20 protein-coding genes are annotated in these 19061 nt (G+C 38.0%); 1 reads left to right on the top strand and 19 read right to left on the bottom strand.

Going from position 1 to position 19061, the window contains the following annotated elements; genetic code table 11:
• Positions 1–47 precede the first annotated feature (47 nt).
• Positions 48–260 (top strand): hypothetical protein, encoded by a 213-nt coding sequence (locus tag Rain11_RS10935; protein WP_133121572.1) that lies wholly within the window; start codon positions 48–50, stop codon positions 258–260.
• A 9-nt stretch (positions 261–269) separates the two neighbouring features.
• On the opposite strand, the gene galE is transcribed toward Rain11_RS10935, so the two are convergent.
• From galE to Rain11_RS10845, 19 genes are all read right to left on the bottom strand, one after another.
• Positions 270–1307: a UDP-glucose 4-epimerase GalE gene (galE, locus tag Rain11_RS10930; RefSeq protein WP_101359409.1), complete on the bottom strand. Its 1038-nt coding sequence runs from the start codon at positions 1305–1307 to the stop codon at positions 270–272.
• A 112-nt stretch (positions 1308–1419) separates the two neighbouring features.
• On the bottom strand, positions 1420–6918 hold the full coding sequence (locus tag Rain11_RS10925) for an alpha-2-macroglobulin family protein (RefSeq protein ID WP_101359408.1): 5499 nt from the start codon (positions 6916–6918) through the stop codon (positions 1420–1422).
• Between the two features lie 188 nt (positions 6919–7106).
• Entirely contained in the window at positions 7107–7442 is a 336-nt protein-coding gene (locus Rain11_RS10920) for a carbonic anhydrase (RefSeq protein ID WP_101359407.1), read from the bottom strand.
• 90 nt (positions 7443–7532) lie between these two features.
• Positions 7533–7979, bottom strand: a complete 447-nt coding sequence (locus tag Rain11_RS10915) for a DUF6691 family protein (protein ID WP_243390585.1) — start codon at positions 7977–7979, stop codon at positions 7533–7535.
• Positions 7980–8057: 78 nt separating this feature from the next.
• Positions 8058–8624, bottom strand: coding sequence for a YeeE/YedE family protein (locus Rain11_RS10910; protein WP_101359405.1), 567 nt, complete (start codon positions 8622–8624; stop codon positions 8058–8060).
• Positions 8625–8682: 58 nt separating this feature from the next.
• Complete coding sequence (locus Rain11_RS10905; RefSeq protein ID WP_101359404.1) at positions 8683–9105, bottom strand: DsrE family protein; 423 nt, start codon at positions 9103–9105, stop codon at positions 8683–8685.
• Positions 9106–9117: 12 nt separating this feature from the next.
• Positions 9118–10503: an OprD family outer membrane porin gene (locus tag Rain11_RS10900; RefSeq protein ID WP_101359403.1), complete on the bottom strand. Its 1386-nt coding sequence runs from the start codon at positions 10501–10503 to the stop codon at positions 9118–9120.
• Positions 10504–10510: 7 nt separating this feature from the next.
• On the bottom strand, positions 10511–11467 hold the full coding sequence (locus Rain11_RS10895; RefSeq protein ID WP_317042766.1) for an MFS transporter: 957 nt from the start codon (positions 11465–11467) through the stop codon (positions 10511–10513).
• Positions 11461–11736 (bottom strand): hypothetical protein, encoded by a 276-nt coding sequence (locus Rain11_RS14190; protein ID WP_317042765.1) that lies wholly within the window; start codon positions 11734–11736, stop codon positions 11461–11463. The genes Rain11_RS10895 and Rain11_RS14190 overlap by 7 nt, the downstream gene beginning before the upstream one ends.
• A gap of 46 nt (positions 11737–11782) precedes the next feature.
• On the bottom strand, positions 11783–12853 hold the full coding sequence (locus Rain11_RS10890) for a c-type cytochrome (RefSeq protein WP_101359402.1): 1071 nt from the start codon (positions 12851–12853) through the stop codon (positions 11783–11785).
• 299 nt (positions 12854–13152) lie between these two features.
• Positions 13153–14349 carry an NAD(P)/FAD-dependent oxidoreductase gene (locus Rain11_RS10885; RefSeq protein ID WP_101359401.1) on the bottom strand — a complete coding sequence of 399 codons (1197 nt, stop codon included), beginning with the start codon at positions 14347–14349 and terminating at the stop codon, positions 13153–13155.
• 41 nt (positions 14350–14390) lie between these two features.
• Positions 14391–14750 carry a hypothetical protein gene (locus Rain11_RS10880; RefSeq protein ID WP_101359400.1) on the bottom strand — a complete coding sequence of 120 codons (360 nt, stop codon included), beginning with the start codon at positions 14748–14750 and terminating at the stop codon, positions 14391–14393.
• 100 nt (positions 14751–14850) lie between these two features.
• On the bottom strand, positions 14851–15144 hold the full coding sequence (gene trxA / locus Rain11_RS10875; RefSeq protein ID WP_101359399.1) for a thioredoxin: 294 nt from the start codon (positions 15142–15144) through the stop codon (positions 14851–14853).
• A 54-nt stretch (positions 15145–15198) separates the two neighbouring features.
• Positions 15199–15375 carry a DUF6132 family protein gene (locus Rain11_RS10870; RefSeq protein WP_243390584.1) on the bottom strand — a complete coding sequence of 59 codons (177 nt, stop codon included), beginning with the start codon at positions 15373–15375 and terminating at the stop codon, positions 15199–15201.
• A gap of 25 nt (positions 15376–15400) precedes the next feature.
• Positions 15401–15718 carry a rhodanese-like domain-containing protein gene (locus Rain11_RS10865; RefSeq protein WP_101359397.1) on the bottom strand — a complete coding sequence of 106 codons (318 nt, stop codon included), beginning with the start codon at positions 15716–15718 and terminating at the stop codon, positions 15401–15403.
• A gap of 12 nt (positions 15719–15730) precedes the next feature.
• Complete coding sequence (locus Rain11_RS10860) at positions 15731–16144, bottom strand: rhodanese-like domain-containing protein (RefSeq protein WP_243390583.1); 414 nt, start codon at positions 16142–16144, stop codon at positions 15731–15733.
• A gap of 72 nt (positions 16145–16216) precedes the next feature.
• Complete coding sequence (locus Rain11_RS10855) at positions 16217–17644, bottom strand: MBL fold metallo-hydrolase (RefSeq protein ID WP_101359395.1); 1428 nt, start codon at positions 17642–17644, stop codon at positions 16217–16219.
• A 48-nt stretch (positions 17645–17692) separates the two neighbouring features.
• A complete protein-coding gene (locus Rain11_RS10850; protein ID WP_101359394.1) occupies positions 17693–18502 on the bottom strand; it encodes a sulfite exporter TauE/SafE family protein in 810 nt (269 codons plus the stop codon).
• An 82-nt stretch (positions 18503–18584) separates the two neighbouring features.
• Complete coding sequence (locus Rain11_RS10845) at positions 18585–18887, bottom strand: ArsR/SmtB family transcription factor (protein ID WP_101359393.1); 303 nt, start codon at positions 18885–18887, stop codon at positions 18585–18587.
• Positions 18888–19061: the final 174 nt, after the last annotated feature.

Here is a 19061-nt window from a genome sequence, read left to right as displayed (position 1 = left end):
GTTTAAGAGTTGTATTTTGAGTTTTACACCTAAAAATGCTTATTATTATGCAAAAAATTCGTTTGCCATTGCTATTATCAACCTTGTATGTGTTGGTATATGCTACAACGCCCTACTGGACGCCTGAATGTATCACTGCGACAATGTATTTTCTTTCGCCTTTGGTAGTATTGTATTTGGTTTGGGTAGTTTTGAAAAAAGGAGAGCCTTCTCAATTTACTTTTGAGGAGGCTTTTTATGAAGATTTTAGAGGAAAATAAGTGTTTTTTTCAAGTTTGCTTTTCAAGTTCTTGTGTTTGTTTGCAGATAGCTTGTTCCCAACGCCAAGCATCGGCAAGGGCATCGGCAAGGCTTCTTTGGGCTTTCCAACCTAAAACTTTTTCCGCTTTTTGAGCATCGGCATAAATGGCTGTAACATCGCCACTACGGCGAGGGGCAAACTGATAGGAGAGAGGTTTGCCACTGACCTGTTCAAAAGTTTGAATGACCTCCAATACCGAATTGCCTGTTCCTGTACCTACGTTAATAAAATCAATAAAGCTACCATTTTGTTTTTGTAAAAATTCTAATGCCTTTACGTGAGCCTCGGCAAGGTCGCATACGTGTATGTAATCGCGTATGCACGTACCATCGGGAGTGGGGTAGTCATTCCCAAAAACGTTCAGGAAAGGGCGTTTGCCAATAGCGGTTTGTGTAATATACGGCACAAGGTTATTAGGCACTCCACGAGGTAACTCGCCAATCAGTGCCGAAGGGTGAGCCCCAATGGGGTTAAAGTATCGCAAAGAAATCACTTGTAAGAGAACTTGGCTGGCTATCACATCTCGCAAGATTTCTTCGCAGATTTGTTTGGTATTTCCGTAAGGCGAAAAGGCGGGTAAAACAGCGTTATTTTCATCAACGGGTAATTTTTCGGCTTGTCCGTACACAGTGCAAGAGGAAGAAAATACTAACTTTTGTACAGAAAAGTTCTGCATTATTTTCAGCAAGGTAATAAGAGAAAAAAGGTTATTTTCGTAATATTTGAGCGGCTCGGTAATAGACTCACCCACAGCTTTATATGCGGCGAAATGGATAACTCCTTGTAAAGCGTGTTTTTGAAAAATCTTTTCCATTGCAACATAATCGTTGCAGTCTGCTTGGTAAAAAACTACTTTTTTGTTGATAATTCTTTCAATACGTTCTTTGATGAATAACTCCGAATTACTCAAATTATCCACGATAATGGGCGTAAAGCCTTGTTCAGCAAGAGCCACTACCGTATGAGAACCAATAAAGCCTAATCCACCTGTAACTAAAATTTGCATACAGAATTAAATTTGGGTTTCAAAAATAGAAAAAATATCTAACAAAATAACCTTTTACAAGCTCATAAACTTATGGCTTGCGAGGCGAAAGTCATTAGAAAATTATTCTTTTCTAATTTTTGGCTTCTGCGGTTTCGTTTTTGGTGGCTAATTTCAAATTTTTACTTGAAATCTTGATTTTTCTTGCTCCTGAATAAGAGTGATATTCATCGGCATACATTGCTTCGGCGGCAATAGCTCCCATCTGAAACTCTCCCAAAGAAACAGCCCGTACCATATAATAGTAGTTTTTCACTTTGCCTGTGGCTTCGCAGAAAATATGAATTCTATCATCGCGAATATCTACGTAATCAACTTGGGAAGCATCTTTTATCCAAGGTAGTTGCAAGGCGTCCATTAAACGTGGGTTTTCAACTTCAAAACCCGCAGGTAGTAAATCGCTAATAGCAATATTAGGTAAGATTTCACCTTTTTCGGTTTGTATGCTTACTTTTATTACTACCAAATCATTTTGCTCAAACTCGCCATTTCTGATTTCTTGCCCTGCTCGGTTATAGAAAGTGCGTCTAACTTTCAAATAACTATCTCGTTCCTTGATTTGAGGATTTTTCTCAAAACCTTGCACTTTCCAGAAATAATACAAATTTCCTTTGCCTGAAATACTCGCATTGATGGTTTTTCCTGCAAAATTATTGAGTTCCATAGCCAAATCTTCGCCTGCAAATTGAGCAATTTCTTTACCATCAAGTTTCAGTGAGGCTTTCAGGTCAGTTTTTTCAGCTTGCTGGGCAAGTTTTCCGAGAGCAAGTAAAGCAAAAGCAGTTTCTTGCGTATTGAGTGAGTTTTGAGAACGCAAAGCATTTGAAATTCGCTTGCTCATTACAGGTACTTGCGGATTTTGTGGTTCAACTTCTAAAAGAGCATTCAGAGCAATCGCTTCATCGCGTAGGTATGAGTAAAAACTGCCTGAAAGAGCATTTTGAGAGCGTTCTCCTGAAAAACTTTTAGGCAATAAGGCACTATACGAAGCCTTATCACCCATTAGCAAGTAGCTTGAGGCGAGCAGATAACGACTATCCAAAGCGAGCATTGTACTATTAGCTTTGCAGTAATTCATAATGGCAATATCGCCTCTACGCATCAACGCAAGTACATAGAGCGTGTATGGAATTTCCTTGGCAATAATAGTGCGATATTGCAAGCGGTTTCGCTCATCATAAAAGGCATAACGTTCCGTGTGTTTTTCTCTGATTTTCGTTTGCAGATATTTGGTTAATCGTTCTAAAAAGGCTTCATTTACGTTGTAACCCGCTTTTTGAGCTTCATACAAGAAATGTGTTGCATAGGCACTACCCCACCAACTTTCGTAACTGCCTGCTGTCCAGTAGCTTAATGCCCCATTAAACATTTGCATACCTTGCAGACGCATTATAGCTTCTTGCACGTAATAGCGACTTTCGGTAGCAGAACCGCCTTCGTATTTGCCTGATTTTTTGAGTTTGCGAGAAAGCTCCGTAAGATAAAGTTGTGGGAAAGCAGTAGAAATGGTCTGTTCTACGCAACCATAGGGGTATTGAAGCAAATAATCCAAATTATCCGAAAACTCTGCTATGGGTGATTTGGAAAGTACCAAAGTAGCTTTTGTAGTAGCAGGAATGAAAGAGTGTTGCAGATTGATACTCTGATTACCTGCTTGCAGAGTTCCGAAACCTACCTTTTTCTGCAAAGGCACTGCTGAACGTACTGCTATATCGGTTTTTTCCTCAAATCTGCGGTTTTGGCTCGCAAAACTGATAGTAATTTGGGTATTGCCTACAAAATCGGTAGCCCTTACCTTGAAAAAGGCTTGATTTTCGCTATTAGCATCAATACCAAAAGAGGTTTGTGTGTTACCTACCACTTGTAAGCCATTTCCTACATTGATTTGGGCTGTACCTGTAATGGTTTGGTTAGTAGTATTGGCAAAAGTAGCAGGGATAATCACTTCGTCGTTAGGGGCAAGGAAACGAGGTATTCCCGAACTAATCACGACAGGGTCAGCTACTTTCATTGATTGGGCACTGCCTCCGAAGCGAGAGCCTTTATAGGCAATTGCCATTATTCTCAAACTGCCCGAAAACTGCGGTATCTGAATAGTATAACTTGCCTCGCCTGCGGAATTAGTCTGTAAAATACCACTCCAAAAAGTAGTGAGCTTTACTCGTTTGTTGGAAAGGTTGTTGTGAGTGCTAGCTTTGTTTTTTTGCTCCATTAGAGCCTCGCCGCCACCGCCTACACTGCTTTTATTGGGTTTGAGTTCAGGAAAAAGGCGTGGGTATAAATCATAGGCTTCAACCTCTAAAGCTCGTTTTTGGAAAAAGTATTCCAAAGGGTTAGGATTTTGAAAATTTTTGATTTGCAAAATACCCTCATCAACCACAGCAAGTACTACTTCGGCGTTGCTTTCAGAGGTTTTGACCTTAATGGTTTGCGAGATGTTGGAATAAGAACTTTCCTGTGCCTGAATGCTCACATCTATTTTATGGCGGGTAGGTTCTACTTTCAGGGGCAAATAGCCGTGAGCTACCGTTAGAGGTATTGCTGAATTGGTAATGGGTTTGATAAGCGTTGCAGAAACATAAATATTAGGCAAATAATCATCAGCTACTCGTAAATTGAAACTTGCGGCTTTCTTTTCTGTTTCTAAATAAAAATGTTGTAAAACTTTGTTTCGCTCAATCGTTACAAGCAATTTGCCCTCAAAAGGCGTTTTGAAAAGCAATTTGGCAGTTTCTCCGATTTTATAGGTTTCTTTATCGGCGGTAATATCCACTTGCCCTTCTTTATTGATTTCAAAGGAGCTGTAGTCGGTCATTCCCCAAGCATAAGCGTATAAATGATGCGATACGTAACTGCTACTATTTTCATTACGTACTCGCACCTCATACTCTCCCGAATGTACAAGGCGTAGTGGGTAGCTTGCTTTACCCCTAATGCGAATTTTCTGCTCACTAACTACTTTTTCCTTTTTGTTGGAAACGTAGCGTATATTTTCCGAATAGGGGTCTCTTTCCAAAGTATTTTGCCACTCGTAGCGTATCACTTGTACAATAGCAGTAGTTTCAACACTTTTGCCGTTTTTATCCAAAGCTACCAAACTGATATTTTGTTCTTGGTTGGCATCAATGTAGTCGCTAATTTGTTCAATACCTAAAAAAACTTCTTGCGTTGGAATTTCTACGATTTCAGCTTTGCGAACAGGTCTGCCTGTTTCGTCAAAAACGGTCGTATAAAGATAACCTTCTAAAAGACCTTGATTTTCAAGAATTTTAGGTAATTCAAATTCAGCTTTGAACTCGCCCGCTTGGTTGGTAATTCCTTCTGCGAGATTAGAAACAAAATAGTTATCTTTGTCAATGGTTTCAAATTTGTATTTTTCATAACCTTTGGGGGCAAAAACTTTACGTTTTATGAAAAATTCTACCTGATAGCTACGATTGGAGGCAGGAGTGCCGTACAAATTCAAAGCAGAACCTTGTAAAATTATCTTATCGCCTGCTTGATAGATAGATTTATTTGTTTTTTGCACAATTTTGAGCCTATCAGGCATAAATTCCTCAACACTAATATTTTGCGAATTGAGTAGAATATCATTAAAAGTCATTATTTCCATTTTATATGAGCCAGTTAGAGCATCTTCGGGCAAACGCAAATTTCCTTCCCACGCCCCCTGTTCGTTGAGCATACCTTTGAGAGTAGTGAGTTCTTTGCCATTGGGCGTTGTGAAACGTACTTTCAGGGGCATTTTTTCTATTTTCCACTCTTCGTTTCGTACAAGTACTAAAAAATTGATTTTTTCGCCGGGTCGGTACAAATCTCTTTCCAAACTCACAAAAGCCTGATAAGGAACTTCATTACTTCGTAAGCCCCCTACATCATACCGCGAAGTTTCTACTCGGCTTTTTTCTAAGTGTAGAAAGGTAAAATCATCTTCGCTCGTAGCAGTTATCATTCCCAAACGAAAATCAGGGAATTTTTCTTTCAGACCGCTTACTTTGGCAACGCCGTTTTCATCTGTAAGGGTTTCCGCTAAAAGTTGGTTATTGTAACTTATCGCTTTAATTTTTACATTTTTAAGCGGTTTAGCATCTAAAATGCTATTGGCAAAGACCCACACTTCGTCTTTATTTTCTTTGACTATCAAACCAACATCAGAAACAGCCACTAACTTAAATGCTTTTTCATATAAATTTTCTTTTGAACCTACTACCACAGCATACACTCCTTTGAAATCTTTAAGTTTATCAGTACTGATGTTAAGCAAGTGAATGCCGTTTTGGGTGGCGGGTAAGCGTTCTACTTCATAGCTTTGTTTAGAAATAAGCGTTCCGTATCTTTCGTAAGGACTGCTATTGCCGTAATTGTAGGTGGTTTCGCTTTCAAGGTTGTACTGAAAGTTTTCTAAAAAAGCAAGTAAGTTGTTTTCATAGATTTTGTAAATTTCAACTTCAATTTCGGGAATATTTACAACTTTCACACCAATATTTTTTTCTCCCTTGGAGGTGAGATACATCGCCTTTTTTTCGGTGAAAGTTATTTGTGGCTGAATTTTGCCAAAAGAAATAGTCTGGGTGTAATCTTGCTCTAAAACTCCCCCTGCAATGCCTTTGATTTCTGAGCTAATGCGTAATTCGTAAGTTTTGGCAGTCTCAAAATTGCCTGTAATTTTCAGACCTTGCGGGTGAGGGGTAAAAGTGAGTTGTTCGTAGCTTGGAGTGTTTGAGTTATTTGCTTCGGTATCGGTTTCCCAATAATAGGAAGCTCTTTTCTGCTGAACTTGTAAAGTGATATGTTTAGAAAGATTTTCCGTAGCGATGGCTTGATTGGTTTTTATGAGAATGAAAGGTTCTAAACCTTCAAATTCATTCTCTACGCCTAAAATTTCCAAATTCTCTTTGCGAGTGAGCGTGATATTTTTTTCAAAAGTTTCTTGGGTTTTATAGTCGCTTTCGCCGCAAGGAAGTCCCTTTTCAACTTTTACGCTTACCTCACTGCCTCCTAATTCTGAAAGAGCCACCTCAATGAGCCTATCGGGAGAGAGCGTAACTAAACGATAGGCTATATTTTTGTTAGAAACTGAAATAGTGAGGAACTTTTGCAGTTCTTGGGGATTAACTTTGTAATTAAATTGCAGGTGCAAACGCATTTCCGCAGTGCCATTCTGATTGCCCCAAAACGAAGTAACTTCATTGAGAGTAAGCAAAGGCGTGTGAAAGTCAATAGATTTAGTTTTCAGGCTTACTTTTTCGGCGGTTTTGAAATTTTTTTCCTGAAATTCGGCTTTGTAGTTCGTAGAGCCTTTGAAACCTATTTCAGGAGAAAATAGAAGTTCATTTTTAGCTACCCATTTGTATTTCCCTCGTACGAAAGGAGAAAATTTGATGTAAGCAGTGGTATCCCATTTATTGAGCAGGCTGTCACTGATGATGTCTTTGTTAAACTTGAAAATCAAATTTTGCTGCTGACTGATTTCAGAATCAAAGTTTTTGCTACTGATTTTTACTTGATTGCCACCGCAGGAAGCAAGACCCGCAAGAAGCACATAAAACAATAAAAAACGTGAAAATTTCATAATTTTGAAGTTTTGGAAAAGAAAATGTATATCTGCAATAATTGCCTGAATTTAAGCAATTATTGTGGTAAAAGTAAATTTTTAGGTGAAATTTTTTATTGTAAGCCACGAATAACACGAATTATAAATGAGAGGTTATTTGTGTGCATTCGTGGCAACTTTTAGTATGCTTATTTAACAAGAAAATTTTATGGGAAGGTAAGGCATTTTACATTACCTGCGGTTCTGACAATAAACAAATCTCCAATACCTGTATCAAAAAATAGGGTAGGAGAAATGCGAGAGTCAGAGCAGGTAAGCACTGCGGCAAAGGGTTGTTGCCCTGAAAGGGTTTGTAATCTGCGTTCTTCACTGCGGTTGGGTGCAATAAAATCTCCTTTTACAAAACGTTTGTTACCCTCAATGAGCCTTTCCAAAGTGGTTTTGCTGTGATAAGGATTTTCTTTTTTCTTTTCGTCTTTGGGAAATAGGAAAAAAGTAATAGGAATGCTTATGGTTATAATAGCCCAAAATATCTTTCTCATACAATAAAAATTTATAGCATAATAACTTCTTATCTTTTGTAGCTTGCCAAGAGTGCGTTAGCTCTTGGCAAAGCCAGAATAGCGTGTGCCTTAATGAGGCAATTTTTCACGAAAATATCCATATACCCAAGTACCCAAAATGGCACTGAGTAGAGTAACGAAAACCACGCCAAAACCTGCTCCAATTTGAGCATACAAAGGACCAGGACAAGCCCCCGTAATTGCCCAACCTAAACCAAAAATCAGCCCTCCAAAAATTTGTCCTTTATTAAATTTTTTATCATCAAGGGTGATTGGCTCGCCGTAAATCGTTTTGGCTCGTGTTTTTTTGATAAAAAACACAGAAATTGCTCCTACCACCACAGCCGTACCTATTACCCCGTACATATGAAAGGAAGTTAATTGGAACATTTCTTGTATTCTGTACCAACTTATGATTTCGGCTTTTACGAAAGTAATACCAAAGATAATTCCAACCAAAGTGTATTTTAGGTTGTGCCACCAAGGGTGTTTGAGTTGTGATTCGTTGGTACACATTGCATCTTGATGACGTACATCTATTTGCGGGTCTTGTGTTTGAATAGTAGCCATAGTTTTACAAATTTTTAGGTGTAACTAAAACAATTTGAATAATAAGGGTAAAATCACATTAGCAGAGAAAAAGCCACCAAGCATAAAGCTAATGGTAGCCACAAGCGAAGGCAATTGTAAGTTAGAAAGCCCCATAATGGCGTGTCCTGATGTACAACCACCTCCATAACGGGCTCCAAAGCCAACCAAGAAGCCACCTACTACGAAGAAAATAAATCCTTTTAGTGTAAGCAGGCTATTGATACTAAATATTTCAGTAGGCAGAAGACTCTGAAAATCTTGAATACCCCATTCTATTAAACGTTCTTTCGTAGCTTGAGCTACCTGAATAGGTTCGGGGTTGGAAAGAAAAGTAGAAGCAATAAATCCACCGATAAGCACACCTGCCACAAAAAATAAATTCCATACTTCCTTTTTCCAATCATATTTGAAAAAAGGAATATTAGCAGGCATACAAGCGGCACATATGTGCCTCATTGAAGAGGAAATGCCAAACTTTTTGTTGCCTAAAATAAGCAAAGTAGGAACGGTAAGTCCGATAATAATACCAGCTACCGCCCAATGCCAGGGTTGTTTTAGAAGTTCTAACATAGGTGTATTAGGTTTAAGTTATGGTTGTATTTTGTTAAAATTGCTTGTAAAAACTTTGCTAAAATCCTCCCTTGAGGTAATGATAACCGTTTTCTTGCCTTGTGATGATTTCTATCAAGCCATAAGGCGTGTAAAAAATTCCTTCTAACATATCCTCTTTGGTGAGTTTTTGTTGTTGCATAGTAAATTCGCAAGCCAAAAACTTCACACCACGTCCTGAAAGTTGCTTGATTTCTTCAGACACATTGGAGGTATTTTTTTTAAGCATATTGATACCTTTGTTATGCACCACCACTACTACATCGGCATCTTTCCATACTGAAATAAGATTATTGAGCTGTTTGGATAAAGCTCTATAAGCCGCTGTATCAGGGGTAGTGAGCTGAATAACTACCTTGTGCTGTTTGGTTTTATTATTCTGAGCCCAAGTTGCACCAAGTCCAAATATTAGAAAGAGTGTAAGTAGAAAACTTCGTTTCATAAGAGTTTTTGTTTAGAAATTATAGTTGAAAATCAGGTTATACAAGTGCATATTTACTTTGTTGAACTCCAAACGTGGATCTTCATATAACTCGCCTACAGCACCTTTATATACGTATAAAAATTGCCCCTGTAAGCCTTTAAGAATCCCTCTGAATTGATGAACAATATTCGCATTAATTTGATTGTAGCTGGGGAAAGCATATTTGTTCAGCGAAGTATTGCGGGCATCAGGTAAAATGTAATGCCCATAAGCTAATTCTATTTTAGTTTTTATTTTCGAAATATTTTGGCTATACTGCATCATAAAGGCATTTACATCTCCAAAGCCTTCGTTTCTTTCGCGTGGCAAGAAGGTATAGTAGGGGTCTCTGCCCCATTCTCTTGGGAGTAGAAATCTTCCTAAATTACCTATACGCGTGTAGTTGAAAGTAATTTGTGAATTTTCATTTTTCCAACCCACTCTACTGCTCAAAGCCCAATTTCTTTGATTTTTAGGAATATATGCCAGATTAGGGTCAGAATTACCGCCGTTACTGAGGGCTGTTTGGTAATGCAATTGCAAACCCAACAGAAGTTTGCGAGAGCTTTCTTTTTGTAAAGAAAATTCTGTTTCTATCTGCCAAAAAGTGGTATTGAAAATGTTTTCTGTAAAATAATTCCAAAGTTGCGTTTTGATTAGCGGGGAAATTGTATAAGTTACTCCTACAATACCCAAGCCTGCACTAGAAAGGTTCTTGCTATACCCTGAACGTACTCCGTCAGGGGTTACTCCCGAAGGATATTGACCTATACTATTAGCAATAGACAACCATTTTTCAGTAGAACGCACCAAAAAACGATAGAGCCAAGCCATTTCTACACGTAAGTTTTTTACATCTTGCCAATCCAGATAAATCCCTTCCTGAAAATTAGGACGCATACGTCCATCTTGCGGATTGACCCAAGGGGTAATTAGTTTTTGCTTGCCAAAAACTAATTTAGATTTATCCCAAGCATAGCTCAAATACAGTTCGTCAATTCTACCAATAAGAGCTTGATAGGGTTTGGCTAAATCAAAAAGCCCAATTTCATAACGATTAAATTGCTGAGTGAGGCTATCAGGCTTGCCTAAATCCGAAGAAGCCGTATTATAAACAAAACTGGTTGTAAAACCCGCTGTAAAGCCTTTCCAATGGGTGGTTTCATAATGAATATCTATGCCCAAAGCATTTGCATAGTAGTCGGTAAGTTCTTTTCTACCATTATCGGTAGCCATCAAGTAATTTCGGATATGTCCTTGCCATTTACCATTTTTGAGATAATAAAGCAATGTATTTGTATCTTTGGCAGTTTCCTTTTCTTGTGCCCAAATACTGCTACTCATTGCCCAAAAAATAATGAAAATTATACGTTTCATAGCTTTATTAGTTTGCGTTCATACGAATTTGAATAATCAAAGCTGAAAAGATAGTTATCAGACCTACGCTCAAAATCGCCCAATCTATACTCCAGATATCCGCAATAATTCCTGAAAGCAAAGCCCCAACAGCATAGCCCATATCTCGCCAGAAACGAAAAGTTCCCAAACTTTCTGCTCTTTGGGTAGGGTGAGCCATTGAGGCTACTCCTGCTAAAAAAGTAGGATATACCCAAGCTGTTCCTAAACCCAGTAAAATAGCTACTATGGCAATAGGCGTAAAGGCGGTGAAGGCAGGTAAAGCGGAAATAGCAATCCCTTGAGCCAACATTCCCCAAAATAGCATTTTCTTTTTGGAATAAAGGTCAGCAAGCCTGCCTGTAATAAGTTGGGCTATCCCCCAAACCGCAGGATACAAAGCCACTAAAAAACCTATTTGAGAGTTTTCGAAGAATAGTTTTGCCAAAAATATTGGGAAAAGTCCCCACATCATACCATCATTGAAATTATTCACAAAACCTGCTTGTGTGATACTACTCAGGTTTTTATCTTTGAGGGTAGTAGCCCAAAAAATATTCTGATGATGGCTGAATGTGCTTTGTTGAGCTTCTATCTTTACAAAAGGGGTGGTATCTTTTACCCAAATGGCACTCAGAAGCAAGCCGATTGTAGCAATAGCAATGCCCAAATAAAATGGATACGGCTTTATGCCATATTCACTTGCTATCCAAGTGCTTATCCAAGCCATAGCACCTACCGAAAAGTAACCCGCAAATTCGTTGAAACCCATTGCTAACCCTCTTTGCCTTTCACCAACAAGGTCTATTTTCATAATTACGGCACTGCTCCACGTAATTCCCTGACTGATGCCCAAGAACATATTGGCAAGTATGACCCAAGACCAACTATAAGCCCAAATCAATAAAAAAGGAATGGGCAAGGCTAAAAGCCAGCCTATTACCAAAATTTTTTTCTACCGAAACGATTTACAAGTTTTCCCGTGAAATAATTAGTTATGGCTTTGCTTATGCCAAAAGCAATGATAAAAGACAAAACAGCCGTTGTAGAAGTAATACCAAATATTTTTTCTGCAAAATCAGGAAAAATACTTCGCTCCAAGCCAATCATTGCTCCTACAAAAGCATTAACTACCACAAGCAGAGCAAACTGCTTCCAGTTGGGTCGCAAGCCAAGCTGAAAAGCATTACTTTGTATATTTGCGGTAGTCATCATTGCTTAAATTTGTAGTTATTCGCATTTTAATAATGGGCTGGTAAAATTATTTTCTTTGTTTTGTTCTTGTTTCTCTTTTTTCCTTAATAGGTTTGAAAGGACCAAACTTATGTTGTTTTTCATCAAAGCCATCAGCAAAAGGACCAAAAGGGTGGTCAAGTGGTTTTTTAGAAATATCGGGCCAGTCTTTGCTCAAATCTTTGCTTGGGCGAGGCATAGAATTGATGTAAGCGGCAACGTCCCAAGCCTCTTCATCAGTCAGTTGCGATTCGGGATAGCTTACTCCCAAAGGCATATTATACTTTACGTAGCCCGCAAAGCGAGAAAGACGATACAAACCTGCTCCGTGGTTATAGCTTTTCTCGCCCCAAAGAGGTGGATAGAGCCATTCTTTACCATCGGGTTTCAGCTCGCCACTACCATCTTTTTTGTGGCAAGAAGCACATTTTTGTTCATAAACGATTTTACCTCTGACAGGGTCGGCGGCTCTATCCAAGAAAGGCAAATCTACAATACCTGAACCTTTTGCTTCTTTGCCTTTGGGAACACCTTTGCCAAGCCACTCAATATAGATTTTGATAGCCTGCATTTCTTTGCTGTTGGTATCTAAGGGCTTCCCATTCAGACTGCGTTCAAAGCAATCATTGACACGCTTGTAGATATTTTCCATAGTGCCAGACCTTGCCCTAAACTTCGGATAAGTAGAGGCTACCGAGCCGTAGTTATTGCCATAGGGTTTTGTGCCTGCCTCTAAATGACAATTTTGGCAGTTCATTCCGTTGGAAATTTGCATTACCGAACCTTCGGGACCTAAATATTTGGCAGTATGAGCAATCAGTTCTCGCCCATATTTAATGAGTTCTCCTTCGGGGCTATTGGGAATAGTAGCTACATCAGGGGCAACCCAATAGTCAGGTTTAGCTTCTTGTTTTTGAGCCAAGCTATCAGTTGTGTTCATTTCAGGCTGGTTGAAGGCTTTATAAATAGCGTGTGTATTTGCTTCAATAATGCCAATAACAACCACCAAAATAGCTAGCACAAACAAGAGTACAATGGTTTGAGTAGCTTTTGCAATGGTAAGAATAAGAGTATCGTTGTTTTGATTGTCGCTCTTCATAGTTTTTATGAGTTAGGTTCAATCGTTTAATTCTCAAAGGTTTAATAGTTGAAAATTTATTTTATTCTGCATATATTTTTACCTAAAAGTGTAACCCTACTGATTTTTGGTTTAAAAATTTAGATAAAAATATTTTTTAACACTTTTTGAAAGCATAAAATTTACATATCGGTTGAGTTTGGGCTATAGAAAAAACCGAGAGCAAAGTTAATAAAATTAAAATAATAAACATATAAAAATACAAGCATTTTTTAACAAAGGCATACGCCATAGGGTATGCCTTTGTGCAAGTATGCTTATTAAGCTGTTCCTTTCAAGATTTTGTTCCAATAAAGCCAAGGGAGTACGTGTCTTTTGAGTTGGTACATAGACCAACGTTCTTTGGACTGGTCAAAGGGGAAAGTTTCCTGTGGTTGTTGATTATAATCAAATTCAGCGAGTACGAGTTTGCCGTAGCCTGTAACCAAAGGGCAGGAGGTATAGCCATTGTAAGAAGCTACTAATGGTTTGCCTTCCATTGCACTAAACAAGTTGGCTACCAAAATAGGAGCTTGCTTGCGTATGGCGGCACCTGTTTTGGAAGTAGGAAGCCCCGAACTATCGCCCAAGGAGAAAATATTTTTGTATTTACTATGTTGCAAGGTATTGACATTGACATCTACCCAACCTCCTGCGTTAGCCAGGGAGCTTGTCTTGATAAAATCAGGAGCAGATTGGGGAGGCGTAACGTGAATTATATCGTATTCTACCCACGTTTCTTGGTCTTTGTTGTTTTCCCCAATGCCTACAAAACGGGCTCTTTTGTTATTTGCATCAATTTCTTCTAATTTTTGCATAAAATTGAGCTTGATATTACCTCGTTTTACTACTTCTAAAAGTGTTTTTTCATATTTGGGTACAGCAAAGAGCTTGGCGGCACCGCTCCAATATTGAATATCAATTTTGTCTAAAACGCCGTGTTTGCGGAAGTAGTCAGCGGCAAGATACATTATTTTATGAGGAGCACCTCCACATTTTACGGGAGTGTGAGGGTTGTGGAAAATGGCTTTTCCTTGCTTTAAGTTTTTGATACACTCAAAAGTGTAAGGAGCAGTTTCAAAACTATAATTACTGCACACCCCATTTTTGCCCAGAGTTTCTTTCAAACCTTTTACTTTGTCCCAATCCAATTGAATGCCCGCCGCTACAATAAGAAAATCGTAAGTTAATTTTTCGCCGTTAGCAAGTGTTATTTGATTTTCTTCGGGTTGGAAAGAAGCACAACGCTCTTTTATCCATTTAGCCTTAGGAGGCATCACACTTTCCATAGGGCGAACGGTTTTGAGTATATCAAAGTCGCCGCCACCTACAAGTGTCCAAGCAGGTTGGTAATAGTGCTTATCCGAAGGCTCAATAATGGCAATATCCAAATTGCCATTTTTACGCAAAAGTTGGGCAGAAACCGAAATACCCGCATTTCCGCCACCTACTACGATAATCTGATGATGTTTTGCCATACAGATTGAATTTTAAGGTTAATAAGCAAAAAATTTAGAAATTAAGAATTTGATTGCATTTCTTGTAAAAATTTCTTGAAAGGCATACAATATTTTTCCTCGTACTCTTTGTATTTTTCGCCAATTTCTAATAAAGAAAATCCCTTTTTTCGCATTTCTATAAGTTTTAGAGCAAATATTTTTGTGTTTTCATAGTTAGTGGTCAATATTTGAGCTATTTTAGGATTACGCTCTTTGAGTTGTTCTAAAATCTCTATAAAAGTATTTTCTTCTTTACTGCCATTTTTTAAGTAGTTTTCCCAACTATCTTCGCCCAAAAGAAAAGAGCGAAGTTTGGAGTTCCAAAGTTCTAATTGCCATTCTATTTTTCGCCAAAGAAATTTCTCTGATATTTCTACCATAAACAACAATAATTATTAAAATATTTTCATAAAAATGTATGCTTAAAAAAGCATATTTATTTATACAAATATATTAAATTTTTTTTGTTTGCCAAAAAAATTAAGCAAATTTTTGTAAAACGTTTATTAAAAGATTTTTGGGAACAACACCACTTTGTCGCCAAAGAATTTGCCCTTTTTTGAAAAGAATGAGTGTAGGCACTCCCATAATATTGTAATGTTGGGCGGCTTGTGGGTTTCTATCTACATCTACTTTGATAATAGAGGCTTTATCACCAATTTCTGCCTTTACTTCCTGCAAAATAGGGGCAAGCATTCGGCAAGGTCCGCACCATTCGGCAGAAAAATCTACCAATACGGGCTTATCGGAATTGATAATTTCTTGGAATGACATAGTTTTTTAGTTTGAGTACATAGTATTGAGTAGTTAGTACAGAGTAATGGAGATTTATTTCCGACTATCTGATTTATCAAAAATACCCAGAAAAAGCATACCCATTACCAAGCCATACAAGGAGCTATTCAGGGGTTTGGAAGTGATAGCACAAGTACCGCTATGGCAACCTACATAGTACCAGTATGCCCAACCTGCCAAAGCCCCCAACACAGCACCAAGAATATACAATTTATATTTTTTTAGATACACCATCTTATTTCGTGTATTGAGCAACATTTTGCCAAGTACCACCATTGATTACATTCTGAAAGCCATTTTTTTCTAAAAATGCTTTAGCCTGAGCACTACGATTGCCACTACGGCAAAAGACTACAATTTTATTCTTATCCTTAAATCTTTGTAGATTTGCCTGTAAGCTATCCAATGGAATATTTACAGCACCTTTGGCACTACCCGACTTAAACTCGCCGGGGGTGCGGACATCTACCAAAAAGGCTCCTTCTGCTATGGCTTGTGCCAAATTTTCTTGGCTTCCGCCACCTCCAAAAATATTTTTTAGGAAATCAAACATAGCTGTAGTTTTTTAACGTTCCAAAGGTTTTCCATTGTTAATCCAAGCTCCAATGCCTCCATTAAGATTATAGACTTTGGTAAAACCTTTGCTTACCATAAATCCTGCGGCACTACTGCTTCTATTGCCACTACGGCAATACACATAGTAAGCTTTATTTCTATCCAGTTTTTCAATTTCACTGGCGAAATCTCTGCCATAGATATCTATCAGTTTGGCATTCTTGATATGCCCTTCGTTGTATTCCATAGGGGTACGCACATCAATAATCACTGCATTAGAGGCAGTCATACCTTTTTCAAATTCATTTGCACTTAAGTTTTTATACATAGTTGTAGAGTTTTGATTATCTGATTTTCTTTGAGCGTCGCTACACGCACTTAAAAGCATTAGAAAAGCAAGGGATAAAATAGCGATTTGTTTCATAAAACTTTTTTATGGTTTATTCTTTGGGTAAGGAAGCAGGAGAAACTCCTGCCTCCGAAATCCTATTTTATCTTATAGTTGTGTCATTGTTGAAGCACACACATAGTCAGTAACAGGAATTTGACTTTGTTCGGAAATGGCTTTGAAACCGCCTGCAATATTTACTACATTGTGAATACCTCTTGCTTTGAGGATAGAGCAAGCAATTACCGAACGATAACCACCCGCACAATGTACATAGTTGGTTTTGTCAGGGGCAAAATCTGCCATATGCTCATTGATATACGCCAAAGGAGCGTGTGTAGCATTTACTACGTGCTGAGAGTAGTATTCGGCGAGCTTGCGAACATCAATTACTTTGGCTTTATCGCCTTCTTTTTTCAAGCGTTCTTCAAGTTCTTGAGCGGTGATAGTTTCAATTTCATCAACTTCTTTACCTGCTTGTTTCCAAGCCTCAAAGCCCCCTTTCAAATATCCTAATACATTTTCGTAGCCCACACGAGCCAAGCGAGTGATAGTTTCTTCTATGCGGTCGTTATAGGTAACTATTACAAGTGGTTGCTTAATATCGGTAATAAGCGTTCCGACCCATACGGCAAAATCACCATTCAAGCCGATATTGATAGAGCGGGGAACAAAACCTTTCACAAAGTCATCGGGTTTGCGAGAGTCTAATACCAAAGCTCCGTGAGCCTCTACTACCATTTCCAATTCGTCAGGGCTGAGAGGTTTCAAGGCATTTTTCATTACATCATCAAAGCTAGTGTAGCCTTTGATGTTCATCACTACATTTTGAGGAAAATAGTAGGGGGGAGGAAGTAATCCTTCGGTAACTTTCTGAATAAACTCTTCACGGCTCATCGGTTGCAAAGCGTAATTTACTTGCTTTTGATGTCCGAGTGTATCAAAGGTTTCTTTACTCATATTTTTACCGCAAGCTGAACCCGCACCGTGAGCAGGATATACGATAATATCATCAGGCAAGGGCATAATTTTATTGTGAAGCGAGTCGTACAAATGGCTGGCGAGTTTTTCTTGGGTGAGGTCATCTTTTACTTTTTGAGCCAAATCAGGACGACCTACATCGCCAATAAACAAAGTATCGCCTGTGAAAAGGGCATATTCTTTGCCTTGTTCATTGTACAGCAAAAAGCAAGTAGATTCCATTGTATGCCCGGGTGTATGAATTACCTTGATTTTGGTATTTCCCAAAGGCAACTCTTCGCCATCTTGGGCAATGTAAGCCTCATAAGCAGGTTTGGCGTTAGGACCGAAAACAATTTTGGCTCCTGTTTTTTTTGCCAAATCCAAGTGTCCTGAAACGAAATCGGCGTGGAAATGTGTTTCAAGTACGTACTTGATTTTCGCACCATTTTTTTCAGCTTTCTGAATATAAGCATCTACTTCACGAAGGGGGTCAATGATAGCTACTTCGTTGCCAGATTGGATGTAATAAGCACCTTGTGCCAAACATCCTGTGTAAATTTGTTCTACTTTCATACGTTTTTTAGGTTAAATTTATAGGTAAAAAGTGCAAAAATTTCAACATTATTTCAAAAGTTCTTTGAGTAAAATATACACGCCCATTACTGCAACAAACCAGCCGAAAGCCTTTTTAAGTTTTGCTCCGGTAATAAAGTTGGAAAGATACGAACCCACAAAAATACCAATCGTTGCTATCAGGGAGAATATAATCAGTAAAGTCCAATCAATCGTTAGTTCGGGGTTCATTACATCACCTACAAAACCAATGAGTGATTTTGCGGCAATAATGAGTAGTGAAGTTCCGACAGCCATTTTCATAGGTAATTTGGCAAATACTACCAGTGCAGGAATAATCATAAAACCTCCGCCTGCACCCACAAGACCAGTAATGGCTCCTACCACCAAGCCTTCTACAAATATAAGCGGAAAATTAAATTTTGGTTCTTGATTTTCGTCAGAATTTTCACTGCTTTTCTTTTTATCTCTTATCATTGAAACCGAAGCGAAAATCATTAGCAAAGCAAAAATTACCATTAAGAAAATGTCTTTGGTCAGAGTAAAACTCCCGATATGCAAGATTTCTTTTGGAATAGCAGGTACTATGTATTTCCTAACAGCAAAAACAGAAATAAAAGAAGGTACAGAAAAAACTATGGCGGTTTTTAGACTAATCAATTTTTTCTGAAAATATGCAAAAGAACCCACCAATGCCGTAATGCCTACTATAAATAATGAATAAGCCGTAGAAAGTGTAGGATTTACACCCATAACATATACCAGCACAGGCACCGTAAGTATTGAGCCACCTCCACCAATTAAACCCAACGATATTCCAATAAGAGAAGCTAAAATATAACCGATTATTTCTTGCATATTTACTTATATTTATTTGTTTATATGTAAAACTCAAAAGGATTTCCAAAAGTTCAATTTTTGGTAGAATTTTTTCAAAGGATTATATTTTACATTTTCTAATGCAATCCAAAACGCCTACAATAGCAGTTTCTTTGATAAAGTAATAAATATTTTTACCTTCCCTTTCACAACCCAAAATGCCTTTATCTTTCATATTGATAAGGTGGTGAGAGAGTAATCCTTGGTCAATGCCGATAATTTCTAATAGCTCCGATACATTCATACGCTTGTTTTCATTTAGTAAAGCAATGATTTGAATACGTACAGGGTGAGCAATCGCTTTCAAAATGTAAGCGGCTTTTTCTAATTTTTCAGGCTCAAAATTCAAAACTTCTACTAACATAACATAAAATTTGGGTTGGAGTTGTAATAAAATTCTGTTGCAAAGTTCAATATGACCGCCAATTGAGGTATTTGGAAAAATAAAAAAATGGCATTTATTTAGGAAAATTTTCCAACGATTAACCTAAAAAAAATGCCAAATTTATTAGAAATCCTCCTGCTTTTACAAACAGAA

Source organism: Raineya orbicola, assembly GCF_002843425.1.
Classification (GTDB): Bacteria; Bacteroidota; Bacteroidia; order Cytophagales; family Thermonemataceae; genus Raineya; species Raineya orbicola.
This window is presented reverse-complemented; position numbering and strand designations above follow the sequence as displayed.